The sequence below is a fragment of the Nonomuraea fastidiosa genome, from assembly GCF_042751225.1.
In the GTDB taxonomy this organism is placed as follows: domain Bacteria; phylum Actinomycetota; class Actinomycetes; order Streptosporangiales; family Streptosporangiaceae; genus Nonomuraea; species Nonomuraea fastidiosa.
Genome location: NZ_CP170570.1, coordinates 2,336,384 through 2,361,428, shown reverse-complemented (window position 1 = coordinate 2,361,428; position 25,045 = coordinate 2,336,384). Strand labels below are relative to the sequence as shown.

The 25,045-nt window shown below is 72.1% G+C and carries 22 protein-coding genes; 8 read left to right on the top strand and 14 right to left on the bottom strand.

The window, feature by feature from the left end; translation table 11 throughout:
- Nucleotides 1–31: 31 nt before the first annotated feature.
- The 3 genes from ACFMQL_RS10650 to ACFMQL_RS10640 are packed head-to-tail and all read left to right on the top strand — an operon-like array spanning nucleotide 32 to nucleotide 4,467.
- Complete coding sequence (locus ACFMQL_RS10650; protein WP_364068388.1) at nucleotides 32–688, top strand: response regulator transcription factor; 657 nt, start codon at nucleotides 32–34, stop codon at nucleotides 686–688.
- A 9-nt stretch (nucleotides 689–697) separates the two neighbouring features.
- Entirely contained in the window at nucleotides 698–2,734 is a 2,037-nt protein-coding gene (locus ACFMQL_RS10645) for an ABC transporter (RefSeq protein WP_378785471.1), read from the top strand.
- Nucleotides 2,731–4,467 (top strand): GTPase, encoded by a 1,737-nt coding sequence (locus tag ACFMQL_RS10640; protein ID WP_378785469.1) that lies wholly within the window; start codon nucleotides 2,731–2,733, stop codon nucleotides 4,465–4,467. Before ACFMQL_RS10645 ends, ACFMQL_RS10640 begins: the two co-directional genes overlap by 4 nt.
- A 5-nt stretch (nucleotides 4,468–4,472) precedes the next feature.
- On the opposite strand, the gene ACFMQL_RS10635 is transcribed toward ACFMQL_RS10640, so the two are convergent.
- The 6 genes from ACFMQL_RS10635 to tdh form a co-directional block, all read right to left on the bottom strand.
- Nucleotides 4,473–5,654 (bottom strand): MFS transporter, encoded by a 1,182-nt coding sequence (locus tag ACFMQL_RS10635; protein WP_378785467.1) that lies wholly within the window; start codon nucleotides 5,652–5,654, stop codon nucleotides 4,473–4,475.
- Between the two features lie 24 nt (nucleotides 5,655–5,678).
- On the bottom strand, nucleotides 5,679–6,551 hold the full coding sequence (locus ACFMQL_RS10630) for a hypothetical protein (protein ID WP_364068244.1): 873 nt from the start codon (nucleotides 6,549–6,551) through the stop codon (nucleotides 5,679–5,681).
- Between the two features lie 16 nt (nucleotides 6,552–6,567).
- The gene (locus tag ACFMQL_RS10625) at nucleotides 6,568–6,888 is read right to left on the bottom strand and encodes an RNA polymerase sigma factor (RefSeq protein WP_378785466.1); all 321 of its coding nucleotides are present in this window, start codon (nucleotides 6,886–6,888) and stop codon (nucleotides 6,568–6,570) included.
- A gap of 266 nt (nucleotides 6,889–7,154) precedes the next feature.
- Nucleotides 7,155–8,057, bottom strand: coding sequence for a LysR family transcriptional regulator (locus ACFMQL_RS10620; RefSeq protein WP_364068240.1), 903 nt, complete (start codon nucleotides 8,055–8,057; stop codon nucleotides 7,155–7,157).
- 134 nt (nucleotides 8,058–8,191) lie between these two features.
- Nucleotides 8,192–9,364: a glycine C-acetyltransferase gene (locus ACFMQL_RS10615; RefSeq protein WP_378785464.1), complete on the bottom strand. Its 1,173-nt coding sequence runs from the start codon at nucleotides 9,362–9,364 to the stop codon at nucleotides 8,192–8,194.
- A gap of 65 nt (nucleotides 9,365–9,429) precedes the next feature.
- A complete protein-coding gene (tdh, locus tag ACFMQL_RS10610) occupies nucleotides 9,430–10,458 on the bottom strand; it encodes an L-threonine 3-dehydrogenase (protein ID WP_364068236.1) in 1,029 nt (342 codons plus the stop codon).
- 434 nt (nucleotides 10,459–10,892) lie between these two features.
- On the opposite strand from tdh, the gene ACFMQL_RS10605 reads away from it, so the two are divergent.
- Complete coding sequence (locus ACFMQL_RS10605) at nucleotides 10,893–12,035, top strand: ROK family transcriptional regulator (protein WP_364068234.1); 1,143 nt, start codon at nucleotides 10,893–10,895, stop codon at nucleotides 12,033–12,035.
- Nucleotides 12,036–12,184: 149 nt separating this feature from the next.
- Nucleotides 12,185–13,366 (top strand): Gfo/Idh/MocA family protein, encoded by a 1,182-nt coding sequence (locus ACFMQL_RS10600; protein WP_378785462.1) that lies wholly within the window; start codon nucleotides 12,185–12,187, stop codon nucleotides 13,364–13,366.
- 235 nt (nucleotides 13,367–13,601) lie between these two features.
- On the opposite strand, the gene ACFMQL_RS10595 is transcribed toward ACFMQL_RS10600, so the two are convergent.
- From ACFMQL_RS10595 to ACFMQL_RS10565, 7 genes are all read right to left on the bottom strand, one after another.
- Nucleotides 13,602–14,675, bottom strand: coding sequence for an SPFH domain-containing protein (locus ACFMQL_RS10595; RefSeq protein WP_364068230.1), 1,074 nt, complete (start codon nucleotides 14,673–14,675; stop codon nucleotides 13,602–13,604).
- A gap of 3 nt (nucleotides 14,676–14,678) precedes the next feature.
- Nucleotides 14,679–15,110, bottom strand: coding sequence for an NfeD family protein (locus ACFMQL_RS10590; RefSeq protein WP_364068228.1), 432 nt, complete (start codon nucleotides 15,108–15,110; stop codon nucleotides 14,679–14,681).
- Between the two features lie 73 nt (nucleotides 15,111–15,183).
- A complete protein-coding gene (locus tag ACFMQL_RS10585; protein WP_378785460.1) occupies nucleotides 15,184–16,353 on the bottom strand; it encodes an Ig-like domain-containing protein in 1,170 nt (389 codons plus the stop codon).
- Nucleotides 16,354–16,426: 73 nt separating this feature from the next.
- On the bottom strand, nucleotides 16,427–17,530 hold the full coding sequence (fahA, locus tag ACFMQL_RS10580) for a fumarylacetoacetase (protein WP_378785458.1): 1,104 nt from the start codon (nucleotides 17,528–17,530) through the stop codon (nucleotides 16,427–16,429).
- Nucleotides 17,527–18,297 (bottom strand): hypothetical protein, encoded by a 771-nt coding sequence (locus ACFMQL_RS10575; RefSeq protein WP_364068223.1) that lies wholly within the window; start codon nucleotides 18,295–18,297, stop codon nucleotides 17,527–17,529. Before ACFMQL_RS10575 ends, fahA begins: the two co-directional genes overlap by 4 nt.
- A complete protein-coding gene (locus tag ACFMQL_RS10570; protein WP_364068221.1) occupies nucleotides 18,294–19,463 on the bottom strand; it encodes a homogentisate 1,2-dioxygenase domain-containing protein in 1,170 nt (389 codons plus the stop codon). The genes ACFMQL_RS10575 and ACFMQL_RS10570 overlap by 4 nt, the downstream gene beginning before the upstream one ends.
- 78 nt (nucleotides 19,464–19,541) lie before the next feature.
- Nucleotides 19,542–20,192, bottom strand: a complete 651-nt coding sequence (locus ACFMQL_RS10565; protein WP_364068219.1) for a helix-turn-helix domain-containing protein — start codon at nucleotides 20,190–20,192, stop codon at nucleotides 19,542–19,544.
- 91 nt (nucleotides 20,193–20,283) lie between these two features.
- Between ACFMQL_RS10565 and ACFMQL_RS10560 the strand changes: the two genes are divergently transcribed.
- Both ACFMQL_RS10560 and ACFMQL_RS10555 read left to right on the top strand, forming a co-directional pair.
- On the top strand, nucleotides 20,284–20,904 hold the full coding sequence (locus ACFMQL_RS10560) for a hypothetical protein (RefSeq protein WP_364068217.1): 621 nt from the start codon (nucleotides 20,284–20,286) through the stop codon (nucleotides 20,902–20,904).
- 100 nt (nucleotides 20,905–21,004) lie between these two features.
- Nucleotides 21,005–22,135, top strand: a complete 1,131-nt coding sequence (locus ACFMQL_RS10555) for an FAD-dependent oxidoreductase (RefSeq protein WP_364068215.1) — start codon at nucleotides 21,005–21,007, stop codon at nucleotides 22,133–22,135.
- Nucleotide 22,136: 1 nt separating this feature from the next.
- Here the strand turns inward: ACFMQL_RS10555 and ACFMQL_RS10550 are convergent, their stop codons facing one another.
- Nucleotides 22,137–23,405: an MFS transporter gene (locus tag ACFMQL_RS10550; RefSeq protein WP_364068213.1), complete on the bottom strand. Its 1,269-nt coding sequence runs from the start codon at nucleotides 23,403–23,405 to the stop codon at nucleotides 22,137–22,139.
- 272 nt (nucleotides 23,406–23,677) lie between these two features.
- Here ACFMQL_RS10550 and ACFMQL_RS10545 point away from each other — a divergent pair, with 272 nt between their 5' ends.
- A complete protein-coding gene (locus tag ACFMQL_RS10545) occupies nucleotides 23,678–24,961 on the top strand; it encodes a hypothetical protein (RefSeq protein WP_364068211.1) in 1,284 nt (427 codons plus the stop codon).
- The last annotated feature ends 84 nt before the right edge of the window (nucleotides 24,962–25,045 follow it).

The following is a 25,045-nucleotide window of genomic DNA, read 5'->3' as shown; positions in this document are numbered from 1 at the left end:
TAAGTAGGTGACGAATGCCGAGGCGTTGATCATGGTCGTGGACGACGAGCCCAGCATCAGGGACCTGCTCGCCGCCAGCCTGCGCTTCTCCGGGTTCGAGGTGCTGACCGCCGCCGACGGCGAGGAGGCCGTCGAGGTCGCCGTACGCGCCTCGCCCGACCTCGTGGTGCTCGACGTCATGCTGCCCGACCTCGACGGGTTCGAGGTGGCCAAGCGCATCGACGCGCCCGTGCTGTTCCTCACCGCCCGCGACGCCACCGAGGACAAGATCGCCGGGCTGCGCGTCGGCGACGACTACGTGACCAAGCCGTTCAGCCTGGAAGAGGTGCAGGCCAGGATCCGCGCGGTGCTGCGCCGCACCCGGGGCGACGCCGCGCCGGTCAGCAAGCTCAAGGTGGCCGACCTGGAGCTGGACGAGGAGACGCGCGAGGTGTGGCGGGCAGGGCGGCAGGTACGCCTGTCGCCGACCGAGTTCAAGCTGCTGCACTACTTCATGATCAACGCGGGTCGGGTGCTGTCGAAGGCGCAGATCCTCGACCACGTGTGGAACTACGACTTCGGCGGCGACGCGGGCGTGGTCGAGTCGTACGTGTCGTACCTGCGGCGCAAGGTGGACGACGTCGAGCCGCGGCTCATTCACACGCTGCGCAGCGTGGGTTACGTGTTGAGGGAGCCACCTGCGGGTTAGCGTGCAGGTATGGACCTGCTCGGCGCGCTCGAGTCGTTGCGTCGGCCGCTGGACCGGGAGCTGTTCCCGCTGGCCGTCGGCGACGCCGCGGCCGACCGGCGTGCGCTGCGCGCGCTGACCGGGCAGCTCGACGACTACCTGCTGCCCCGGCTGCGCGCGCTCGACGCGCCGCTGCTCGCCGTCGTCGGCGGCTCCACCGGCGCCGGCAAGTCCACGCTGGTCAACTCGCTCGTCGGCGCCAACGTCGCCGAGCCTGGCGTGCTGCGGCCCACCACGCTCGTGCCCACGCTCGTCGTCAACCCCGCCGACCGGGCCTGGTTCATGGGCAAGAACGTGCTGCCCGGCCTGTCGCGCGCCACCGGCGAAGGGCCCGGCGACCTGAGCCTTGTCACCTCGTCCGCGCTCGGAGCCGGGCTCGCGCTGCTCGACGCGCCCGACATCGACTCCGTGGTCACCGCCAACCGCGAGCTGGCGGCCCAGCTCCTGGCCGCCGCCGACCTGTGGCTGTTCGTCACCACCGCCGCCCGCTACGCCGACGAGGTGCCGTGGGGCTTCCTGCGCTCGGCCCGCGAACGCAGCACCGCGCTCGCCGTCGTACTCGACCGGGTGCCGCCCGAAGCCGTCGAGCCCGTCTCCCGCGACCTGGGTCGGCTGCTGCGCGAGAACGGTCTTGAGGGCACCCGGCTGTTCACCGTGCCCGAGGCGGCGCTGCCCGATGAGAAGGCCCGGCTGCCCGCCGAGTCCGTACGGCCCATCGCCGACTGGCTGGCCGGGCTGGCCGCCGACGCCGCCCAGCGGTCCATGGTCGTGCGGCAGACGCTCACCGGGGCGCTCGACAGCCTGGCCACCCGCGTGCCGGCGCTCGCCGCCGCCGTCGAACGCCAGCAGGACGCCTTCGACGGGCTGCGCGACATCGTGGAGGCCGCGTACGCGGGCGGCATGGCCGACTTCGACGAGGGCATGCGCGACGGCTCGCTGCTGCGCGGCGAGGTGCTGGCCCGCTGGCAGGACTTCATCGGCACCGGCGATCTCATGCGTTCCCTGGAGAGCCGCGTCGGGTGGCTGCGTGACCGCGTCGTCGGGTTCTTCACCGGGCGGATGCCCGAGGTGCAGCTCCGCGACGCCCTGGAGAGCGGGGTCGAATCGCTCATCAGAGGCGCCGCCGACGGGGCCGCCGAGCGGGCGCTCGAAGGCTGGTCGGCCGCGCCAGGCGGTCCTGGGCTGCTCGACCGCCTCGGCGCCGTCGAGTCCGCTCGTCTCGGCCGGGCATCCCCTGATCTCGGACGGCGGGCCGAGGCGGCGGTGCGGGGGTGGCAGGCGTACGTGCTGGACCTCGTCCGCGAGGAGGGCGCCGAACGGCGCACCGCCGCCCGGGCGGCCTCCTTCGGCGTGAACGGCGCCGGGCTGCTGCTCATGCTGGCCGTCTTCGCCTCCACTGGAGGGCTCACCGGGATCGAGGTCGGCATCGCGGGCGGCACCAGCGTGCTGTCGCAGAAGCTCCTTGAGGCCGTCTTCGGTGATCAGGCCGTACGTACGCTCACCGCCCTGGCCCGCGAGGACCTGCGGGAGCGCGTGCGGGAGCTGCTCGCCGAGGAGGCGGACCGGTTCCTCGACCTCCTGGCGACCGTCGAACCGCCCGGGGACACCGCCGACGCCCTCCGCTTGGCCGCCCGCCGCATCCAGGAACACCGCACCGAACTCCCCGGCACCGCCCCGACGGCCGAGCTTCCGGTCCCTGGCGCGGTCGAAGACCGCCCTCTCCCGCCCGGCCCTGGCTCTGGAGAAGGCGCGTCGCCGGACGCGGACCCGCGCCAAGGTGGCGAGGGCCCGGCTCAGGGCGGCGAGGGTCTGCGGGGCGGCGGCGAGGAGCCGACTGGGGGCGGCGGAGGCCGACGGCCGGGTGGTGAAGGGCTGGGTGGTGAAGGGCTGGGCGGTGAAGGGCTGGGCGGCGGGCCCGAAAGACCGGAGCCTGGGGCAGGGGGGCCGGGACCCGGGGCCGGGGAGCGCGGGCCGGGCGGGCGTCCTGAGCGGGGGGAGGGCGCGTGAAGCTGCTGCGCCGCAAGGAGGGGCCGTCGCTCGACTCCCGGCTCGCCGCCCTGATCGAGGCCGCCGACCTGGGCGCGGGACGGCTCCCCGACGAGGCCGTGGCGGCGGCCCGCGAGGTGGCCGGACGCGCGGGGGCACGGCGCGAGCTGTCACTCGACCACACCGTGGTCGCCCTGGCCGGCGCCACGGGCAGCGGCAAGTCCTCGCTGTACAACGCGCTGGCCGGGAAGAAGCTCGCGGACGTCGGCGTCACCAGGCCCACGACCTCGGCCGCCCAGGCCGCCCTGTGGGACGGCGACGGCGCGGGCCCGCTCCTCGACTGGCTGGAGGTGCCGTACCGCCACTCGGCGAGCGAGGCGACCGGGGCGGGCGACCTGGCCGGTCTCGTCCTGCTCGACCTGCCCGACCACGACTCCATCCGCCTGTCGCACCGCCTGGAGGTGGACCGCCTGGTGAGCCAGGTGGACCTGCTGGTGTGGGTGGTGGACCCGCAGAAGTACGCCGACGCCGCGCTGCACGAACGCTACCTGCGTCCGCTGGCCGGGCACCGCGATGTGACGGTGATGGTGCTCAACCAGGTGGACAGGTTGCCTCCGGCCGCCGTCGAGCGCTGTCTCGACGATCTGCGCCGCCTTCTGGAGGGCGACGGGCTGACCGGCGTCCCTGTTCTCGCCGTCTCGGCCACGACCGGGCAGGGCCTCGACGCCCTGCGTACGCTGCTCGCCCAGCGCGTCGCGGACCGCCGCTCGTGGTCGGCCCGCCTGTCGGCCGACCTCACGACCGCCGCCGACCACCTCGCCGCCGGCGAGCCGCCTCCGATCGGCAGCGTCCACCTTGCTCCCGGCGGGCCGTCCGCGACACCCGGTGGCCGGCATGCTCCCGGTCAGCCGCCCGCGATCGCCGCTGGTGGCGGTCCTGGTAAGGACGAGGTGGCCAAGCGGCTGGACGGGGCCGGGCGGGGGCTGACCGGGGCGTTGTGCGCGGCGGCCGGTGTGCCGGTGATCGTGGAGGCCGTGGCGAAGGGGCACCGGCACCGCGCGGTGGTGGCCACCGGGTGGCCGGTGACGAGGTGGCTGCGGAGGTTCAGGCCGGATCCGCTGCGGAGGCTGCGCATCGAGCCGCCACGGGGCAGGCGGGATGGGGACGGCAGGGAGGTCGTCGGGCGTACGTCGGTGCCCGCCGCGTCGGTCGCGCAGCGCGCCCAGGTCGAGACCGCGATCAGGGACGTCGCCGAGGTGGCGGCCGGCGGGCTGCCGGGCCCCTGGGCGGCCGCCGTACGGCAGGCGGCCAGGTCGCGCGCCATCGAGCTGACGGACGCCGTCGACCGGGTCGTGGCCACGACCTCGGCGGGTGCGACCAGGCGGCCACGGTGGTGGCGGGCGGTGAACCTCCTCCAGTGGCTGGTCTTCGCCGCCCTGCTGGCGGGCGCGATCTGGCTGGGCGTGCTGTTCGCGATGGACTATCTGCGTCTGCCGCAGCCGCCGCTCCCGACCGCCGGGCCGGTGCCGTGGCCGACGGTGCTGCTGGTGGGCGGCGCGGTAGCGGGCGTGGTCATCGCGCTGCTGTCACGCCTTGCGGCCTGGGCAGGCGGGCGGCGCAGGGCCCGCCGTACGGCGAAGGCGCTGCGTACGGCCATCGGCCAGGTCGGCCACGAGCTGGTGATCGAGCCCGCCCAGGCGGAACTCGCCACCTACGCCCGCTTCACCGAGGCGCTCGAAGTGGCGCGCGGCTGAGGCACTCAGAGGGGGCGGCGGCGGATGAGGGTGGCGGCGAGGGCGGCGCCGCCCAAGGCGAATGCGGCGGCGGCGAGGAAGGGTGCCGAGGGGCCGACATGCTCGCCCACCGTACCGGCGGCGGCGGATCCCAGCGCGCCGCCGATGCCGAGCGTCGTGGACACCCAGCCGAACGCCTCCGCCTGCGCGGCGGGCGCGTACTCGTCCACCAGCAGCGACGACGTCGTGAGAGACGGGTTGAGCATGAGCCCGCCCGCGAAGAGCATGATCCAGAACACGGCCAGCGCCCCCACCAGGATCAGCGGCGCGAGTACGAGCCCCAGCGCCAGCAGCAGCCCGGCCAGCCGTACGGGGACGGGCAGCCGCCAGACGCGGGCTCCGTAGGCGGCGGCGCCCGCGATGCCGCCCAGCGACAGGGCGGCCACGAGCACTCCGGTGGCGGCGGGTACGTCGCGGGCGGCGGCCAGCGCGGGCACGCCCACCTGCAGCGCCCCGACGACGGCGCCGAGCAGCGTGGTGACGGCCAGCAGCATGAGCATCCGCCGGTCGGCGAACACCCGCCCCCGCTGCCGTATGGCCGTGGTCCTCCCCGTGCGCAGCGCGCGGGCGAAGGCCAGTGTCCCAGCCCCGGCCGCCGCCGCGACCACGCCCAGCGCCATCGACGACGAGGTGACCGCGATCAGCAGCCCGAACGCCAGCGGCCCCATCATCATGGCCAGCTCCTGCACCAGGTAGACGAGGCTGTAGGCGGCGGTGCGCCCCTCGGCGGCCATCCTGGCGCCCCACGCGATGCGCATGCTGACCGAGATCGGCGGCAGCCCCATGCCCGCCGTCCAGGCGAGCACCGGCAGCGGCCACCACGGCAGGCCGTCGCGGGCGCAGGCGAGCAGCGCCAGCAGCGCCGCCACGTGCAGGAGCGCCGTGCCGGCCAGCACCGGCCCGGCGTCGTGCCGGTCCATCAGCCGCCCCTGCACCGGACGTCCCATGCCCGCGCCCACCGAGAACGCCGCCGCCGTCGCCCCCGCGAAGGCCAGCGACCCGGTGGCGTGCTGCGTCACGAGCACGATGCCGACGGGCGCCACCTGCTGGGTGAGCTGGGCGAGGAACCCGAGCACGGCCTGCGCCGCGACGCCGGGCAGGCCGAGCAGCCTCCGGTAGGGGAGACCGCCCGGCCCGTCGCGCGTCATGCGCCGCAGGCTACCTGGCGAAGATCACACGATCGGGCAGCCGTACGCCCGCAGCGACTTCTCATTCAGGAAGGTGATCTTCTCCTGGGGCATCGGGTCCTTCGAGACCGACAGGAAAGCCACGCCGGGTTCGGTGAGCGCGCCGCCGTCGACGTGCCAGTCGCCGGGCACCGATTCGAGCCTGGCGGTGCCGTCGTCCCTGCCGACGAGGGTGGAGTCGAAGTATTCGTTGACCCGCACCCCGCGCTCCTTCAGCATGGCCAGCACGTCGCTGACCCTCTTGTTGAGGTAGCGCACACAGTGCATCGGCTCGCCCTTGGCGTTGAACTCGGTGATGCTCTCATACTTCTCGCCGGGCTGTGCCTGGCGGAACACGTCGATCGTGGCGGTGCCGGAGAAGTCCTTGGGGATCTTGACGCCGACGGCGCAGCCGCTCTGGTTGTGGCAAGGGCCCGGCGGGAGGATGCTCTTGATCTCCTTGATGTACGTGTAGTCGGGCCGTACGGGGCGGATCAGGCGTTCGTAGGCGGCGGTCGCGGGCCGGACGCGGAGCGTGATGTCGAGGCCGACCCTGCGCAGCTCCTGCTCGTACACCTTAGGGTTGGCGTACAGGTCCTTGATCTCGATGACGTAGTAGCCGCCCTCCTGCTTGATGCTGAGCGCGGAGGCGGGCTGGGCGGGGAAGACCCAGGCGGTGGCGGCCACGGCGCCGGCGGCGAGCAGCGCGCCGGCGGGGAGCGCCACGCGCAGGCCCAGGCGCTTGCGGGACTTCGCGGGGGCGGGGGCGGGCGAGGCGGCGATGATCTGGTGCATCAGGTCGCGGGCGCCCTCGCTGACGGAGGTGACGGCGGGGGCGGCGAACCGGGAGACGACGTCGTCGATGTCCTGCTTGGTCATGGTCAGTGTCCCTTCGCTAGGGAGACGGCACGGCTGCCGTAGGCGGCGATGTGGGGTCGAGGGCGGCCAGCTCTTTGGCCAGCCGCTTGCGTGCGCGGTGCAGCCGGATGCGGGCGGCGCCGCGCGAGCAGCCGAGCACCTTGGCGATCTCGGGTCCGCTGAGTCCTTCCCAGGCGACCAGCGAGAGCAGTTCCCTGTCGTCGTCGCTGAGTCGCTGAAACGCCTGGTATGCCGGGTCGTGCGTCCTGTCGGGCACGGCCCAGGAGGCGGCCTCCTCGCGGAGCCTGGCGGCCAGGGCGGTCCTGCGCTCCTCGGCGCGGAAGTGGTTGGCGAGCACCCGCCTGGCGACGCCGTACAGCCAGAGTCTGGCCTCCTCCTCGCGCCGGGGATGTCGTCGAGCCGTCGCCAGGCCGTGGTGAAGGTCTCGGCGATCACGTCGGCGATGTCGTCCGGGGACGCGCGCCGCCTGACATATGTGGCGATGGCGGGATAGTCGCCACATAAAGCTCCTCGAAGCGTTGCTCGGGCTCAGGTGGGCCCATGGAGTGGTCCTTCCGATCGGCGAACACACCCGAGGAGATGTCCGGATATGACAGGAGTGTTTCAGCCCGTTCCGAGCGATCCGGCCACCTCGCGGAGCGCGGCGAGGAGCGGGCGCAGCAGGGGATGGGCGTCGGAGCCCCGGCGTACGGCGGCGAAGACGCGGCGTTCGGGACCCGGCGTGTGGCGCACCACGACCCCGCGCAGCGCCATGTCGCGCAGCGCGAGCCGGGGGACGAGCGCCACCCCGGCACCGGCGCCGACCAGGGCGACCACGGCGCGGAAGTCGTCGGAGCAGTGGACGAGGTCGGGCGTGAAACCGGCCTGCTGGCAGGCGAACGTGATCACGTCGTGCACCGGGTTGCCCGGGTAGGGGCCGATCCAGGTCTCGCGGGCCAGCGACACCAGCGTCGCGGAACCGGCCAGCGGATGATCGCGGGGGAGCACCAGGTCGAACGGCTCGGCGTACAGGGGATGGCGCGACAGGCGGCGGTCGGCGGCGTCGGGCGCGCCGCGGTACTCCACCGCGATGGCCAGGTCGGCGCGCTCGTCGAGCAGCATGGCCAGGCCCTGGTCGCCCTCGGCGTCGAGGACGCGGACGCGCACGCCGGGCGCGGTGGTGCGCAGCGCGGTGATCGCGGGGGAGAGCACGGCGCTGATCGCGGTGGCGAAGCAGGTCACGGTGACCTCGCCGGCCTCGCCCGTCGTGTACGCCGCCACCTCCGCCTCGGCGCGTTCGAGCTGGGCGAGCACCTCGTTGGCATGGGCCAGCATGATCTTGCCGACAGCGGTGAGGTGCACGCCGCGCCCGTCGCGATTGAGCAGGCGGTGGCCCACCTCGTGCTCCAGCGCGGCCAGTTGCTGGGACACGGCGGAGGGCGTCAGGTGCAGCGCGGCCGCCGCGGCGGTGACCGTGCCGTGGTCGGCCACCGCCCGCAGCGTACGCAGCCGCCGCGTGTCAATCACGCAGCGAGAATACGCTGCTCAGCCGCTCCCGCGGCCCCGGCCCCACCCTGTTCTGGGTTCTGGCGGGCTGAGGGCCGGGCGGGCCCGGAGCCGAGGCGCGGAGTCCCCAGGCGCGGAGCCCCGAGGCGCGGTGGTCAGGCGGCGCGGGCCTGGGTGAACGCCTCGATCGCGCGGTCCACGTCCTCGGGCGAGTGGGCGGCCGAGAGCTGCACGCGGATGCGCGCCTGCCCGTGCGGGACGACGGGGTAGGAGAAGCCGATCACGTAGATGCCCAGGTCGAGCAGGCGCTCGGCCATCGCGGCGGCCTCGGCGGCGTCGCCGATCATGACGGGCACGATCGGGTGGTCGCCCGGCAGGATGTCGAACCCGGCCTTCGTCATCCCCTCGCGGAAGCGCACGGTGTTGGCGCGCAGCCGTTCACGGGCCTCGCTGGTGGTCTCCAGCAGGTCGAGGATGCGCAGCGACGCCGATGCGATGACGGGCGCGAGCGAGTTGGAGAACAGGTACGGGCGGGAGCGCTGCCGCAGCAGCTCGCAGATCTCCTTGCGGGCCGAGACGTAGCCGCCGCTGGCCCCGCCGAGCGCCTTGCCCAGGGTGCCGGTGATGATGTCGATCCGGTCGGTCACGCCGTGCAGCTCCGGCGTGCCGCGCCCGGTGGGGCCGACGAAGCCGACCGCGTGGGAGTCGTCGACCATGACCATGGCGTCGTACCGGTCGGCCAGGTCGCAGATCTCGCGCAGCGGCGCGACGTAGCCGTCCATGGAGAACACGCCGTCGGTCACGATGAGCCGCCGCCGCGCGTCCGACGCCTCCTTCAGCCGCGACTCCAGCTCGGCCATGTCACGGTTGGCGTAGCGCAGGCGCTTGGCCTTGGACAGGCGGATGCCGTCGATGATGCTGGCGTGGTTGAGCGCGTCGGAGATCACCGCGTCCTGGGCGTCGAGCAGGGTCTCGAACACGCCGCCGTTGGCGTCGAAGCAGGAGCTGTACAGGACGGTGTCCTCCATGCCGAGGAAGTCGGACAGGCGGGACTCCAGCTCCTTGTGCACCTCCTGGGTGCCGCAGATGAACCGCACGGAGGCCATGCCGAACCCCCAACGGTCGAGCGCCTGCTTGGCCGCCTCGATCACCCGGGGGTCGTCGGCCAGGCCCAGGTAGTTGTTGGCGCAGAAGTTGAGCACCTCGCGCCCGGCCACGCTCACCTGGGAGCTCTGCGGGGTGGAGATGACGTGCTCGGGCTTGAGCAGCCCGGCCTCGGTGATCTCGTCGAGCGTCGCACGCAGCTGCTCGCGCACGTTGGTGAACATCAAGCGCTCCTGTTCATGGTCGATGACGCTGCGGTCTCCGTCGGCTCGTGGCCCGTGCTCACGGCTCACTCGCTCCAGTCGAGGATGACCTTGCCCGTACGGCCGCTCGCCGCCGTGTCGAAGGCGGCGTCGAAGTCCCGGTACGAGAACCGGTCGGTGATCACCGGGGTGAGGTCGAGGCCCTTCTCCAGCAGGACCGACATGTTGTACCAGGTCTCGTACATCTCACGGCCGTAGACGCCCTTGATGGTGAGCATGGAGGTGACGACCGTCGACCAGTCGATGGCGAACTCCTCGGCGGGCAGCCCCAGCATGGCGATCTTGCCGCCGTGGGTCATGCCGGCGATCATGTCGCGCAGGGCCACCGGGTTGCCGGACATCTCCAGCCCGACGTCGAAGCCCTCGCGCAGGTGGAGCTGGCGCATGCCCTCGGCGATGGAGGAGCGGGCGACGTTCACGGCGAGCGTGACGCCGAGCTTGCCGGCCAGGTCGAGCCGCTCGTCGCTGACGTCGGTGATCATCACGTTGCGCGCGCCCACGTGGGTGGCGACGGCGGCCGCCATGAGGCCGATCGGGCCCGCGCCGGTGATCAGCACGTCCTCGCCGACCAGGGGGAACGACAGCGCGGTGTGCACGGCGTTGCCGAAGGGGTCGAAGATGGCGGCGACGTCGGGGTGCACGGGGTTGCGGTGGACCCACACGTTGGTGGCGGGCAGCGTGACGTACTCGGCGAAGGCGCCGTCCCTGTTGACGCCGAGCCCGATAGTGTTGCGGCACAGGTGGCGGCGTCCCGCCATGCAGTTGCGGCACTTGCCGCAGACGATGTGGCCCTCGCCGCTGACCAGGTCGCCGACCGCGATGTCCTCGACGCCGGGCGCGACCTCGACGACCTCGCCGCTGAACTCGTGGCCCACGATGAGCGGGAGCTCCAGCGTGTGGCGCGCCCAATCGTCAAATTTCCGGATATGCAGATCCGTGCCGCAGATCCCGGTACGCAGCACCCGGATCTTCACCTCGCCGGGACCGACCTCCGGCTCGGGCACGTCCACCAGCCACAGGCCAGGCTCGGCCTGGTTCTTGACCAGCGCTTTCATGACGTCGCTCCCCCTGTCACAACCTACTGACGAGACCCCGGCCCGTCACCCCGCCGCCCCGCAGGGCGGGCGAGCCGCCGGATGTGACTCGTCGGAACGCACTGTGCCGCTTCGGCTCGGGACGTGTCCATCGAGGAGTTCTTAAGTGCCCCCACAGCTCCGCTTCACGCGGCCCCACGCCAGGCGGATCTGCCCCCCATATCCCCTCGCGCAAAGTCGGCCCGCTTCACGCGGCCCTTATGGCAGCCGGGCCGGCTTCCACGACTGGGGCCCGCAGACGGACCCGTTTCGCGCTGAGGGTGGCAGAATTAGGCAACCGACTTGGCATAAACGGAGGGGAGGCCGGATGACCCGGCGAAGCGGCGACGCCTCCCTCCTGGGGAGGCCGCGATGACCCGGCGAAGCGGTGACGCCTCCCTCCTGGGGAGGCCGCGATGACCCGGCGAAGCGGCGACGCCTCTCTCCTGCGCAGGCTCAACTCGGCGGCGATCCTGCGCGTCCTGCGCGAGAGCGGACCGTCCACCGTGTCCGAGCTGGCGGGCGCGGCCCGGGTGTCCCGCCCCACGGCCGAGGTCATCGTGGACGAGCTGGTCGCGGGCGGCTGGGCCGAGGAGTGCGGTGACGAGCCCGCCGACCGCAGGCGGGGCCGCCCGGCGCGCCGCTTCAGGTTCCGGGCCGCTGCCGGTCACGTGGCAGGCGTGGGCGTCGGCTCGTCCTGGCTGCGCGCGATGGTGAGCGACCTCGACGGCACGGTGGTGGCCGCGCATCGCGTACGCCACCACGCCTCGATGCCCGCGGCCGACCGGCTCGACGCCATCGCGGAGCTGGTCGAGACGGTGGCGGCGCGGGCCGGGCTGCCGGTGTCGGGCCTTGCGGCGGTGTGCGCCGGCACGACGGGCACGGTCGACGGCTCGGGGCGGGTGGTCAAGAGCGTCGCGCTGGCCGGGTGGACGGGGCTCGACCTGCGCGGCGAGCTGGCCCGCAGGCTGCCCGCCCCCGTGCTGGTCGAGAACGACATGCGCCTCGCGGTGCTGGCCGAGCACTGGCGCGGGCGGGCGCGCGGCCACGACGACGTGGTCTACCTGTTCACCGGCAGCAGGCTCGGTCTGGGCCTGCTCATCGGCGGCCGGCCGCACCGGGGCGCGCACACGGCGTCGGGCGAGATCGGCCGCCGATCCGGCGATCACTGGCTGGCGCACCGGCACGTCGTCGACTACGCGCTCGCCGCCGAGCCGGGGGAGATGCGCTCGCAGCGCGAGGCCGCCGAGTTCGCGATCGAGCGGGCGCGGGCCGGGGACGAGAAGGCCGTCGCCGCCGTCCGCGCGTTCGCCCGCCACCTCGGCGACGGCCTGCTCACCGTGGTCAGCCCGCTCGATCCGGAGCTGGTGGTGATCGGCGGCGTCCTGGCCGAGGCCGGTGACCTGCTGCTCGGGCCGATCGCGGAGCGTTTCGCGGACGTCTGCCTCTATCCGCCGCCGGTGGTGGCCTCGACGCTGGGCCGCGAGTGCGTCGTGCTGGGCGCGATCAGATGGGCCCTCGACCACGCCGAACGTGACCTTTTTACGCTGCCCGCTTGACTGATCCGCTGCGCGCTCGTGCGCGATTCCCCGGTGTCTTGACCTGCTTCGGAAAAGCGTGCCAGATTTAGGCAACCAACTTACGTAATGCATGGGCTGCCCCGGCCCCAGGGCATCGCCGGCTCGGAGCGACCGCGGGAAGGACATCAGTGGAAGATCTGCGCATCGGAGTCATCGGGCTCGGCCTGCGGACCAGCATCGCCCTGGCCGCCGACCGGCCGGGCAAGGGCGCCGTGGTGGCCGCCCTGTGCGACCTCGATCCCGCCGTGCTCAAGCGGCAATCGGCGAAGTTCCCTTCGGCCGGCTTCCTCACCCGGGACCACCGCGAGCTGCTCGACCGGCCCGACATCGACGCCGTCATCGTCAACACCCCCGACGACACGCACGAGGCGCTGGCCATCGACGCGCTGCGCGCCGGCAAGACCGTCTACCTGGAAAAGCCGATGGCCATCACCATCGACGGCTGCGACGCCATCCTGCGCACCGCGCGCGAGAGCGGCACCCGCCTGTACGTCGGGCACAACATGCGCCACATGGGCGTCGTCCGGCTGATGCGCGACATCATCGCCAAGGGCGTCATCGGCGAGCCCAAGACCGTCTGGGTACGTCACTTCGTCGGCTACGGCACCGAGTTCTACTACAAGGACTGGCACGCCGACCGCACCCGTACGACGGGGCTGCTGCTGCAGAAGGCCACCCACGACATCGACGTCGTCCACTGGCTGGCCGGCGGCTACACCACCAGGGTCAACGCGCTCGGTGACCTGCTGCTCCACGGCGACCTGCCGCGCCGCGCCCCCGGCACGCCCCGGCCGGACGACTGGCTGATGGAGAACGACTGGCCGCCCACCGCGCGCAAGGACCTCAACCCCGTCGTGGACGTCGAGGACGTCTCCGTCATGAACATGCGGCTCGACAACGGCGTCATCGCCGCCTACCAGCAGTGCCACTTCACGCCCGACTACGTGCGCAACTACACGGTCATCGGCTCCGAAGGCCGGCTGGAGAACTTCGGCGACGGGCCGGGGGCCACGGTCAAGGTGTGGAACACCGGGCCCACGCAGTATCGGGAGGACTGCGACATCGCGTACAAGGTGCCCGACGCGCAGGGCACGCACGGTGGCGCGGACGTGCAGATCATGTCGGAGTTCGTGTGGTTCGCCAGGGAGGGCGGGGTGACCGACACCTCGCCGGTGGCGGCCAGGATGAGCGTCGCGGCCGGCTACCTCGCCACGCGCTCGCTGCGCGACGGCGGCCGGCCGTACGACGTGCCGCCGCTGGACGCCGACCTCGCGGCCTACTTCGACCGGGGCCAGCAAGAAGCCGCCTGACGTCTTCACCTCGGGAGGGGACCGAGCGGCCGGCCCTGAGGCGGCCCGTCCCGCGAGGCCTGACGCCGTCACGCGCGGGGGAGCGAGCGGCCGGCCAGCCCTGCTCAAGGCCGCCCGCCGCGCGAGGCCGGCAGGAAGCCGCCTGACGCCGCCCCTGCCCGGTGGGCGGCGTCGCGCGTGTTCAGCTCGCCCGGCCTCGGCGGGCGGCGTCGTGAGGCCCCAGCGGTGCTCGGCCTCAGTGGCGTTCGGCCTCGGTGGGCTGCTTGTCGAGGTCGCCCAACGGCGACGGCTCCGGAACGGCCTGGGTGAGCTGGCGCGGGCCGGTGGAGTCGCCCTCCTGGGCGTCGGCGACCGCCTCGGCCGCCGCCTCCGCCGCCTTGGCGACCTCCTCGTCCGCGGCGGAGGTCTCGGGCAGGTCCTCCCTGGCCGCGGTACGGGGCAGCGCCTCGGTGAACGCCTTGGACACGCCCTGCAGCGCGGAGGTGACCTCGCTGGGGATCACCCAGAACGTGTTGCCGCTGCCCTGGGCGAGCTGCGGCAGCACCTGGAGGTACTGGTAGGCGAGCAGCTTGGGGTCGGGGTCGTTGCGGTGCACGGCCTGGAAGACCTGGTCGATGGCCCGCGACTGGCCTTCGGCCTCCAGGATCGCGGCGGTGCGCTGGCCCTCGGCCCGCAGGATGCGGCTCTGCTTGTCACCCTCGGCGGTGAGGATCTGCGACTGCCGCTGGCCTTCTGCGGTGAGGATGGCGGCCCGCTTGTCGCGCTCGGCCCGCATCTGCTTCTCCATCGCGTCCTTGATGGTCTTGGGCGGGTCGATGGCCTTGATCTCGACGCGGTTGACGCGGATGCCCCACTTGCCGGTGGCCTCGTCGAGCACGCCGCGGAGCTGGCTGTTGATGGTGTCGCGGGAGGTGAGGGTCTTCTCCAGGTCCATCGAGCCGACGACGTTGCGCAGCGTGGTGACCGTGAGCTGCTCGACCGCCTGGATGTAGTTGGCGATCTCGTACGCCGCCGCCCGCGGGTCGGTGACCTGGAAGTAGAGCACGGTGTCGATCTCGACGACGAGGTTGTCCTCGGTGATGACCGGCTGGGGGCGGAAGGACACGACCTGCTCACGCAGGTCGATCATGGGGTAGACGCGGTCGATGTACGGGATGACGAAGTTCAAACCGGGTTTGAGCGTGCGGTGGTAGCGGCCGAGCCGCTCGACGTTGCGCGCCCGGGCCTGCGGGACGATCCGCACCGCTTTCAGCAGCGTGATCACCGCGAACAGGATGACGAACACTCCGACCAGCAACAGCGGGTCCATGGATCACTCCCGGGGATATACGAGGGCTGTCGCCCCTTCGATCTCGATGACGTCGACGGTCGCCCCGGTAGGGATCACCAGGGTTTCGTCATAGGCGCGCGCCGACCACTCCTCGCCCCCGATGCGCACGCGACCGCCTCTGCCCGTCACCTCGGAGACGACGTAGGCGGGCTTGCCTACGAGCGCTTCCACGCCGAACCGTGGCAATTGCGGTTGTTTGACATGGCGCATCGCGATAGGTCTGAGCACCAGCAAACCGGCGGTGGACGTCAGGGCGAAGAACAGTAACTGCAGAGGAACGGGCAGTCCGATGGCCGCGGTCGCGGCGGTGAGCAGAGCGGCGACGCCGAGCAGACCGAGGGACGCCGTCAAAGTAAAGATTTCGGCCACACCGAGGACGATCGCGAGGATTACCCAGATGACCCATTCGTCCATGTCGGCCCTCCTTTAAGGTATAACGGGCCTGCGCTCTTATCTGGTTCCCTCAATCTCCACCGTAATCCTGATTTCAACCCCTCGGCACCACACCGCGCACGGCCACGGTTCTCGGCAGCGCGCTTCCCTGCCGCCATTTCTCCCACGGCAGTTGCCAATAGCCCCACCCGTTGTGCCATTCGAGCGGGCGGTCGGTGCCCGTGATGAGCACGGGGTCGCCGCGCAGTGAGGTCTCGTAGAACCAGGCCGCCTGGTCGGGGCGGGCGTTGACGCATCCGTGACTGACATTGACCCTGCCCTGGGCCCAGACATTGTCCTTGGCGTGCACGTATTCGCCGCTGTCGGAGATGCGTACGGCGTGGTCGATCATCAGGTCGTAATAACCGGGGTCGCCTTTTTCCCTGCCCGGAGAGATCATCCGGACCGGATGGCCCTTGTCCATGGTCAAATGCCATCCGCTGGTCGTGGTGTATTCGACGGTGGTGGCCATACCGGCGCTGATGGCCATGCGCTGGGCCACCTTTCCGTCGCGGTAGACGACCATCTGGTGGGTCCTGGTGTCGATCGTGCTGGTCTGCTTGCGGCCCACGGTGAAGGCGAACGTGGTGTCGGTGCCGCCGTAGAGTCCGTCGCCGGCGCGCACGCCGGCCAGGTGTGCGGTGACCGTGACCTGCTGCCGCGGCGTCCAGAAGCGGCGAGGGCGGTAGACGACCCTGGTGTCGTCGAGCCAGCGCCAGGCGCCCTCGACGGGGGCGGCGGCGCGCACTTCGAGCGCCTCCTCGACGGCGGCGCGGTCGCGGACCGGGGTGTCGAACTCGAGGATGATCGGCATGCCGACGCCGACCGTCTCGCCGGGCAGCGGCGTGGTGCGGGCCACGTGGAACGTGCTGGAGACCGCGCGCGTGCGGATGCGGCCCATGGCGACCGTGGCGGGCGCGCCCTCGCGGGTGGCGGTGGCGGTGACCGTGTATTCGGTGGCGGGCTTGAGCGTCCAGCTCGTACGCCACGTCGTACGCGAGGCGTCGAGCCGCCCGGGCACCGGCTCGCCGTCCTGGTAGACGAGCACCTGGCTGAGCGTGCCGCCCTGGGCCCTGACGATGAGCCCCCGATCGGGCCTGGCACGCTTGCTGTCGAACGGCGGCCAGACCCGCACGACGGGCGGCGCGGCCGGGGCCTGCGCCGTGACGGACGAACACCCGCAGACCAGGAGGAAGGCGACACAGAACATCGCGACACGACGCATGTGACTCCTGCTTTCCGAGGGAGAGGGAGATCCCAGGGTAGCGGTGCGTCACGATGTAAGCACGTCGAGTTACTTATCCGACGGTTCCGGAAACCTCCCCCAAGGTCAGGTCGCCGGCCGTGGCCCGGATCGTGACCGTGTCGCCGTCTTCGAGGAACGTGCGGGTCTCACCCCCGGCCAGCTTGATCGGGTCGGCCCCGTTCCAGGTCAGCTCCATGAGGGAGCCGCGCTGATCGCGCTCGGGCCCGGAGATCGTGCCGCTGGCGAACAGGTCGCCGGTGCGCAGCGAGGCGCCGTTCACCGTCATGTGGGCGAGCATCTGGTCGGGCGTCCAGTACATGCCGGAATAGGGCGGACGGGAGATCACCTCGCCGTTCAGCAGCACCTCAAGGGTGATGTCGAGCCCCCAGTCGCCCTGCCGCCGCAGGTACGCGGCGGGCTCGGGGTCCTGCGCCCGCCCGGGTACGCGCGGCAGCGCCTCGAGCGGCGTCACCCAGGGCGAGATCGACGTGGCGAACGACTTGCCGAGGAACGGCCCGAGCGGCACGTACTCCCAGGCCTGGATGTCGCGCGCGCTCCAGTCGTTGACCAGCGTCACCCCGAACACGTGCTCTTCGAGCGGCCCCGCCGGCTCGCCGGGCTCGGTCGGCACGCCGACCACGAACCCCAGCTCCGCCTCGATGTCGAGCTTCCTGCACGGCCCGAACGCGCCGGGCCCGAGCTGCCCGCTCGGCCGCCTGACCGGCGTGCCGGAGACCACGACCGTGCCCGCCCTGCCGTGGTAGCCGACGGGCAGGTGCCGCCAGTTGGGCTGCAGCGGCTCGGTGCCGGGGCGCAGGATCTGGCCGAGCGCGCTCGCGTGCTCCAGCGAGGCGTAGAAGTCGACGTAGTCGGCCACCTCGAACGGCATGTGCAGGCGCACCTGGTCGAGCGGGATCAGGTGGTCCTCGATGACCGCCAGGTCGGTGGTGAGCTTGTTGCGGATCAGCTCTCTGGTGGCGTGCCAGGCCGCGCGCCCCCTTGCCATGAACGGGTTGAGCGAAGGCGCGGCGAAGATCTCGTCGTGCAGCGCGGGCGCCAGGTCGAGCACCCTGTCGCCGTACCTGACGCCGACCCTGGGCCGCTCCCCGGGACAGGAGAAGACCCCGTACGGCAGGTTGTCGACACCCCAGCTCACCGGGTGCCCTCCTCGATGAGTCCGAGCGCGCGCAGGTCGTCGAGCGGCGCGGTGGTGTTGCACGAGCCGTAGCTGACCAGCAGCCGCCGGGCGCGCTCTGCGGTCCCGTCGGACACGGCGCGGGCCATGTGCACGAGGCGGGGCACGTCGGTCATGCGCAGGACGTGCGTCGGGTCGCGTCCCTCGACGGCCTCGCAGACCGCGAGCAGCAGGTTGAGGAAGCCGTGGCGGTCGACGCCGAGCGAGGGGTCGAAGTGGCGTACGGCGTGGTGCAGCCCGGCCGTCGCCTTGAACGGGATGCCGGTGTCCGCGCATGACTTGATGAACTGCGCGAGGTGCTCGACCGGCGGGAACTCCTCGGCCGACGCACCGCCGCAGCGCACCTTCAGCCCGGTGCCCGGCGGCACGTCGCCGGCCGTCTTGTGTGCGGGCACCTCGGCGAACAGCCGCACGCCCGGAGGCAGGCCGAGCCGCCCGGCCAGCTCTTCGACCGTGCTGTCCGGCGGCAGCCTCGTCTCGACGTAGTCCACCGGCAGGTCGCCGAAGTCGGGCAGCTCGTCGGTGTCGGCGATGAGCCCGATGCGACGCGGCCGGTAGTCGGAGCCGCGCAGCCGGTCGAGCCGGCTCGCCGGGCAGAGGAAGCGGTGGGTGAGCACCTCGTTGCCGTGCTCCAGGTCGCGCCGGTTGCGGGCCAGCGCCTCGGTCATGTGCAGGGACGACGGCGGGAACAGTCCTGCGTCGTCGACGAGTGCGGCGTAAAGCTTCATCGTGCCCACGTCCAGGCATAGTTGGGATCCTCGCAGGACAGCGCGCCCTGCCCGAGGTCCAGCGGGCGGAAGGTGTCGACCATGACGGCCATCTCGCTCGTCGCGGTCACACCCCGTGCGACGGCGTCGATCACCGCCTCGACCGCGCCGGGCTGCGGCCCGTGGGTGAACCCGGCGGGGTGCAGCGAGATGGAGCCGACGTCGATGCCGGAGCCCGCCCGCGCGGAGTAGTCGCCGCCCACGTAGAACATGAACTCGTCGGAGTCCACGTTGTGGTGGTTGTACGGGATCGGCACCGCCTCGGGGTGGTAGTCGAGCGGCCGGGGACAGAACGAGCAGACCACGAAGCCGGGCCCCTCGAACGTCTGGTGCACGGGCGGCGGCGCGTGCGTCTTCTTCACGATCGGCTCGAAGTCGTTGATGTTGAACGCGTACGGGTAGAGGCAGCCGTCCCAGCCGACCACGTCGAACGGATGGTGGCGGTAGACGAGCCGGCTCAGCCCGCCGCGCGTGCGCACCAGCACCGGCACCTCCTCGCCCGAGACGATGTACGGCTCGGTGGGCGCGCGCAGGTCCCGCTCGCAGTAGGGGGCGTGTTCGAGGAACTGGCCGTACTGCGACAGGTAGCGCTTGGGCGGCCTGATGTGCCCGGACGCCTCGATGGCCAGCACGTTGACCTGGCCGTCGGGGACCCAGCGGTGGATGGTCCCGGTCGGGACGATCACGTAGTCGCCCTCGCCGGCCTCGATGACGCCGTACGTGGACTCGAAGCGCACCCGCCCGCGCTGCACGTAGACGCACTCGTCGCCCATGGAGTTGCGGTAGAGCTCGCTCGGCTGGTCGCTGGTGGCGTACGACAGCCGGACGTCGGCGTTGCCCGCCAGCACCATGCGGCCCGTGACGAGGTCGCCTGCGCTGGCGAGCTCCTGGGTGCGGAAGTGGCGGGGCGAGAGCGGCAGGTTGGGCCGCAGCGTGGTCTCCACGGACGGGGTGACGGCCTCGGCCTTGACGATGGCCGTCGGCAGGTGGCGGTGGTAGAGCAGCGAGGAGTCGGACGAGAAGCCCTCCTCGCCCATCAGCTCTTCGGCGTAGAGGCCGCCGTCCGGACGCCTGAACTGCACGTGTCGCTTTCGCGGCACCTCTCCCACGACGCGGTAGTACGGCATCCACCCTCCACACATGTCCGTTTATCGGACGGCAGTGTCCTTTATGTGGAACAACCGTCCGTCATCGGCCGGGAGATGTCAACCGAGCCCGGCGGTCAGCTCCGCGGCCAGCTCGGCTGCTGCCGCCACCACGCGCGGCCCCGTGGACTCCCCCAAGGGCCCGAACGTCACCACGCCGACCGACGCCTCCAGCCACGGCAACCCGGTGACGGGCGCGGCGACGCCACGTGCCCCTTCCTGCAACTGCCCCTCCGTGACGAAGTAATCGCGGTGGTCGTGCCGGCCGTCGCGCAGCGCCAGGATCGCCCGCCCCGCCGCGCCTTTGGTGAGCGGATGGCGCGAACCCTCGCGGTAGGCCACGTGCATGTCGGTCCACGACGGCTCGACCACCGCCACGGCCAGCCCGTCGTCGCCCTCGGCCACCGTCAGGTGCGCGGTCGCGCCCACCTCCTCGGCCAGCCGCCGCAGCGTCGGCGTGGCCGCCGCGCGCAGCAGCGGCTGCACGGCCTGGGCCAGCGCGAGCACCCCGAACCCGAGGTGCACCCGCCCCTCGGCGTCCCTGCGTACGAAGCCCTCGGCCAGCAGCGTCGTCAGCAGCCGGTAGACCACGGGCCTGCTCAGCGACAGCTCGCCGCTCAGCTCGGTCGGCGTGCGCCCGCCCTTGCCGTCGGCGAGCAGGCGCAGCAGGCGGAGCCCGCGTTCGAGGGTCTGAGCGGATTCTGCGGCCATGCGACCGATTATCCAGCCGGCCGCAGGTCGTGGTGACGCTGCGCTGCTGGAGGGGTACGTAAGGGCAGGGGACGAGCCGGGGGGTTGAAAGATGCGCTTTGGGTGGGTTCTGTTGCTCGCCGGGCTGGCGGTGTGCGCGTTGTCGCCTGCCGTGCCGCCGCTCACCGCGAGCCTCGTCCACCAGGCCTCGCTCGCCACCCCCCAAAGCGACAGCCTGGTCGAGGACACCTTCTACGTCACCCAGGGCATCGAGGTCAGCCAGCGGCTGCTGCCCAGGGACAAGGGCGTCACGTTCACGCCCGCCTACCTCGCCTCCGGGCTGCGCGTCGACGGCGAAGGCCGCCTCTACGGCAGGCCCGAGCATCCCGGCACCTACAGCGCCCCCGTACGCGTCTGCTCGGCAGGCTCGTGCAAGGAGCAGGAGCTGACGCTGGTGGTGCTGTCGTACGAGCCGTGGGAGCCGCGCGAGCTGACCTTCCCAGGACGGGTCGGCACGCCGCTCGACGGCGAGATCGGCATCAACGGCGGCCCGAGCGGCGTGATGCCCACGTTCACCGTCACCGACCACGACAAGGTGCCCGCCGGGGTCAGCATCGGCCCCGACGGCCACGTGGGCGGCGTCCCGGTCAAGCCCGGCATCTCCGAGGTGCCGGTGCGCATCTGCGTGGCCGGCAACTGCGCGGGCGTGGTCGTCCGGCTCATCGTCGTCTGATAGCTGTCCGACCGCTGTTCCGACCGCTGTTCCGACCGCTGTTCTGATCGCTGTCCTGATCGCTCTTGCGGCGGCCCGGTTTTGTGGTCACCGTGGAGGCATGAAATCGGTCATTGTGGTTGGAGCCGGTATTTGGGGGACGTCTTTGGCGTTGCGGCTGGCCGAAACCGGCTGGCAGGTGACGCTGGTCGAGCAGCACAAACCAGGACACGTACGGCAGTCCAGCGCGGGTGAGACCCGGCTGCTGCGCTGCTCGCACGGGTCCGACGACTGGTACGCCCGCCTCGCATGGCAGGCCAGGGAGGGCTGGCTGCGGCTGAGCGAGCGCGCGGGCGAGGAGCTGTACATCGAGGCGGGCATGGTGTGGTTCGCCAGGACGCCCGACGGGTGGGAGCACGCCAGCGCCCAAGTACTGAAAAATTTGGACATCGGGTGTGAGGTGCTGGACCCGAGCGACGGCGGCCGCTTCTTCCCCGAGTTCCGCGGCGACGACCTCAGCTTCCTGCTCTGGGAGCCCAGCGCCGGCGTGCTGCGGGCCAGGCGGGCCACCCAGGTCACCGCCGCGCTCGCCAAGGACGCGGGCGTGCGGCTGGTCAGAGGCAGGGCGACGCCGGTCCCCGGCGACGGTACGCGGTACCGGAGCGCGGTCGAGATCGACGGCGAGACGCACCACGCCGACCGGGTGGTCTGGGCGTGCGGCGCGTGGCTGCCCAGGCTCTTCGACGGCCTGCCGATCACCGTGACCAAGCAGGACACCCTGCACTTCGCCGTCCCGTCCGCGTGGTCGCTGCCCGAGACGCCGGCCTGGGTGGACCACGGCGCGTCCGCCTACGGCCACGGCGACGTGGACGGGACCGGTATGAAGGCCACGTCCGACGCCGAGGGGCCGCCGTACGAGCCCGAGCACGGCTCGCGCGCCGTGGACCCTGACAGCGTCGAGCAGGCGCGCGGCTACCTGCGCCGCCGCTTCCCCGGCCTCGCCGACGCGCCGGTGTTGTTCAGCCAGGTCTGCCAGTACGCGCTGACGCCCGACGCCGAGTGGCTGCTGACCGAGATCTCGCCCGGCGTGTGGGTGCTGGGCGGCGACTCCGGGCACGGCTTCAAGCACGGCCCCGCCTGGGCCGGTTACGTGGCGGGCGTGCTCGACGGCGCGTACGAGCCGGAACCGCGCTTCGGCGACCACCCGCGCACCCCCAGCCGGGGCCTGCGCACCAGCGGTCAGACCTGGTAGCTCACAGCGGGCTCGCGTCGGGCTGTGCGGCGGCGCGCGGCTCCGGCCGGGGCGCGCGCAGGTTGCGCACGCCGGGGGAGAGCAGCGCGGCCAGCGTGGAGATCACGATGATGGCCGCGCAGCCGAGCAGCGACTCCCTGGTGCCGATGAACGTCGCCGCCGGCCCGGCAAGCAGCAGCCCGACGGGGCCGAACATCAGCGAGCCGAGCACGTCGTACGAGCTGACCCGCGACAGTGACTCGGGCGGCACCTCGCGCTGCATCGTGGTCTGCCAGAGCACGCCGAAGACGTCGAAGCAGACGCCGAGCACGAACGCCGAGCCCACGATCGCCCAGAGCGGCGCGCCGACCCCGAGCACCACGTACGGCAGCGCGGGCGGCAGGCACAGCAGCACCGCGACCAGGATGGGCCTGCGCGGGCGCAGCCGCAGCGACACCAGCACCCCGGCGATCGTCCCCACGGCTTCGCCGGTGAGGAACGCCGACCAGGCGGCGGGCCCGCCGAGCGACTCCTTGGCCATCAGCGGCCCGAGCACGCCGTGCCCGGCCTGCACCGCCATGACCAGCAGCGAGAACTGCGCGACCACCACCCAGATCCACTGGCGGGAGCGGAACTCGCGCCAGCCCTCGCGCAGGTCGGCGAGCACCGAGTGGGCCTCCTGGTGCGCGCGCTCGCCGGGCTTGAGCCGCAGGTTGGCGATCATCGCGGCGGCCACGGCGAACATCGCGGCGCTGACCGCGAGCGCCCAGCCGCCGCCGAACAGCACGACCGTGCCGCCGCCGAGCACCGCGCCGGCCACCCGGGAGGAGTTGGCGCCCAGGCCGAGCAGCGCGTTGCCGGTCTGCAGCCGGTCGGCAGGGACGACCTCGGGGATGATCCCGGTCAGCGCGGGATACACGACCGAGCTGGCCACCCCGGTCAGGGCCGCCGCCGCGGCCAGCGCGGGCAGCGGGGTCCAGCCGATCAGCAGCATGAGCGCCAGCCCGGCGTACCCGGCGGCCATCAGCAGCTCTCCGGCCATCATCACCCGCTGGCGCGGCATGCGGTCCGCGATCACGCCGCCGACCAGCATGAACGCGATCAGGGGCACCGACTGGGCGGCGAGCACCACCGACAGGGTCGAGGCGGTGGCGCCGGGCAGGTTGAGCACGCCGAACGCCAGCGCCACAGGGGCGAACGCGCTGCCCAGCATGGAGATGGTGCGCGCGGACAGCAGCAGGGCGAAGCGGCGGTCCCGAAGCAGCCCGAGATCGCCAAGATAGGAACGCATACGCCCGACCCCCTGAAAGATGCCAAACCCCGTCATTGTGTCTCAGTGGGCGGGGCGTTGTCGCGAACATATTCCGGGGTGCGGGTCAGGCGGTGAACGCGCAGGTGAGCCGGGCGGCGGCGGGTGGATGAATGGCCGGTGCACGGCGTCGACAGCGATGGCTACAGCCCGTGGAGAAATGGGTGAAAAACGTTACTGATCTCATTGAACGATGGTGATCATCCCGATAGTGTGCGATATGCCAACGATCACCCCCTGGAAGTAAAGGTGCCATGAGACGGCGGCTACGGCAGGTCCTCATCATCGGGCTCACCCTCTCCCTCCTCGGCATCGGCGTTCCCGCGTGGTCGGAGGACGGCGACCGCAACTGCAACGACCTGATGGCCGCCGACACTCCGGCGTTCGTCGTCTGCACCTGGCTGGCCAAGCCCGACGAGGCCGCCGACATCGCCAGGTTCTGGCTCGACGACGACGGCCAGAACATGATCGACTCCGGCCCGCTCGACCGGATCACCATCGACTGCCAGGAGCCGGGCACCGAGTGCCCGACCGGCGGTGAGGGCGACGGCGAGATGCACGACATCGGCGACCCCGACGTGCCGGGCGCCGAGGACGGCGGCACCCCCGAGTGCCAGAACGGCGAGGAGTGCTACATCGACCCGACGGGCGTCACCGCCGCGGAGAAGAGCGCCGCCAAGGCCACCCCGGCCGGCCGGGCCGCGCAGGCCGCCGCCCAGACCCCGATGCGCGTCTGGATCGACACCGAGCTCGCCGACGACTACAAGGCGGGCAAGCTCGACGAGGCCGTCAAGAAAGTGGCCGCGCTGGTCGCCGCGCAGCCCGGCGTCGTGGGCGTCAGGTTCACCTCGCAGCTCGGCTACAACCAGACCTTCAGCACCGCCGAGGAGCTGGACGCGTTCGTCAGCCAGACCGCGACCGCGCTGCGCAAGGTGCTGCCGGGCAAGAAGCTGTCGGCGCACACCGTGGTCCCGCTGTTCGGCTGCGGCGCCAACGACGCCTGCAAGGCCGCGATGACCGAGAAGTACCCGCTGCTCGACCCCGAGCGCATCGGCGCCTGGCTGAGCAAGGGCTACATCGACCAGCTCGCCCTGGACGACGGCCACCTCGCCACCCTGTACGCCGCCTGGCAGATCGACGCCAAGGAGGCCCAGCGCAACCAGTGGATCCAGGTCCGCGCCCGCGCCTGGGACGCCTACGCCCAGATCGCCGCCGAGGACGCCACCTTCGCCGGCACCCAGCTCACCGGCGAGCAGCTCACCCAGGCCATCTCCGAGCGCGTCGCCGCCCCGCTGCAGGACGCCGCCGCCCAGACCGTCACCCTGTGGACCCGCTGGCAGGACGCTAGCGGCGAGGTCAACCGGGTCTACGGCGAGAAGTGGCAGGCCAGCGACACCTGGGAGCAGCTCAAGAAGCTCGGCTCCATCCGGCCCCGCCTCGCCACCCTCTACGACCCGGCCAACCCCGAGGTGGACCCGGCCACCGACCTGAAGCACCTGTCCGAGGTGTTCGGCCAGGTCTACCTGCACGCCGCCTGACGCTTCCGCCGCTGTCACCGGCTTCGCCGAGGCCGGGCGCTCCTCCGCCGGGGCGCCCGGCCTTCGTCATGAGGGGGTCCTGTA

Bases quoted from the DNA above. Each gene is read 5' to 3' on its own strand.
- ACFMQL_RS10560 (WP_364068217.1), top strand. From the start codon at position 20,284: ATGCGCTTTGGGTGGGTTCTGTTGCTCGCCGGGCTGGCGGTGTGCGCG.
- ACFMQL_RS10630 (WP_364068244.1), bottom strand. From the start codon at position 6,551: ATGACCAAGCAGGACATCGACGACGTCGTCTCCCGGTTCGCCGCCCCC.
- ACFMQL_RS10585 (WP_378785460.1), bottom strand. From the start codon at position 16,353: ATGCGTCGTGTCGCGATGTTCTGTGTCGCCTTCCTCCTGGTCTGCGGG.
- ACFMQL_RS10550 (WP_364068213.1), bottom strand. From the start codon at position 23,405: ATGCGTTCCTATCTTGGCGATCTCGGGCTGCTTCGGGACCGCCGCTTC.
- ACFMQL_RS10565 (WP_364068219.1), bottom strand. From the start codon at position 20,192: ATGGCCGCAGAATCCGCTCAGACCCTCGAACGCGGGCTCCGCCTGCTG.
- ACFMQL_RS10575 (WP_364068223.1), bottom strand. From the start codon at position 18,297: ATGAAGCTTTACGCCGCACTCGTCGACGACGCAGGACTGTTCCCGCCG.
- ACFMQL_RS10635 (WP_378785467.1), bottom strand. From the start codon at position 5,654: ATGACGCGCGACGGGCCGGGCGGTCTCCCCTACCGGAGGCTGCTCGGC.
- ACFMQL_RS10555 (WP_364068215.1), top strand. From the start codon at position 21,005: ATGAAATCGGTCATTGTGGTTGGAGCCGGTATTTGGGGGACGTCTTTG.
- ACFMQL_RS10605 (WP_364068234.1), top strand. From the start codon at position 10,893: ATGACCCGGCGAAGCGGCGACGCCTCTCTCCTGCGCAGGCTCAACTCG.
- ACFMQL_RS10595 (WP_364068230.1), bottom strand. From the start codon at position 14,675: ATGGACCCGCTGTTGCTGGTCGGAGTGTTCGTCATCCTGTTCGCGGTG.
- ACFMQL_RS10590 (WP_364068228.1), bottom strand. From the start codon at position 15,110: ATGGACGAATGGGTCATCTGGGTAATCCTCGCGATCGTCCTCGGTGTG.
- ACFMQL_RS10545 (WP_364068211.1), top strand. From the start codon at position 23,678: ATGAGACGGCGGCTACGGCAGGTCCTCATCATCGGGCTCACCCTCTCC.
- ACFMQL_RS10615 (WP_378785464.1), bottom strand. From the start codon at position 9,364: ATGTTCACCAACGTGCGCGAGCAGCTGCGTGCGACGCTCGACGAGATC.
- ACFMQL_RS10570 (WP_364068221.1), bottom strand. From the start codon at position 19,463: ATGCCGTACTACCGCGTCGTGGGAGAGGTGCCGCGAAAGCGACACGTG.
- tdh (WP_364068236.1), bottom strand. From the start codon at position 10,458: ATGAAAGCGCTGGTCAAGAACCAGGCCGAGCCTGGCCTGTGGCTGGTG.
- ACFMQL_RS10650 (WP_364068388.1), top strand. From the start codon at position 32: ATGGTCGTGGACGACGAGCCCAGCATCAGGGACCTGCTCGCCGCCAGC.
- ACFMQL_RS10645 (WP_378785471.1), top strand. From the start codon at position 698: ATGGACCTGCTCGGCGCGCTCGAGTCGTTGCGTCGGCCGCTGGACCGG.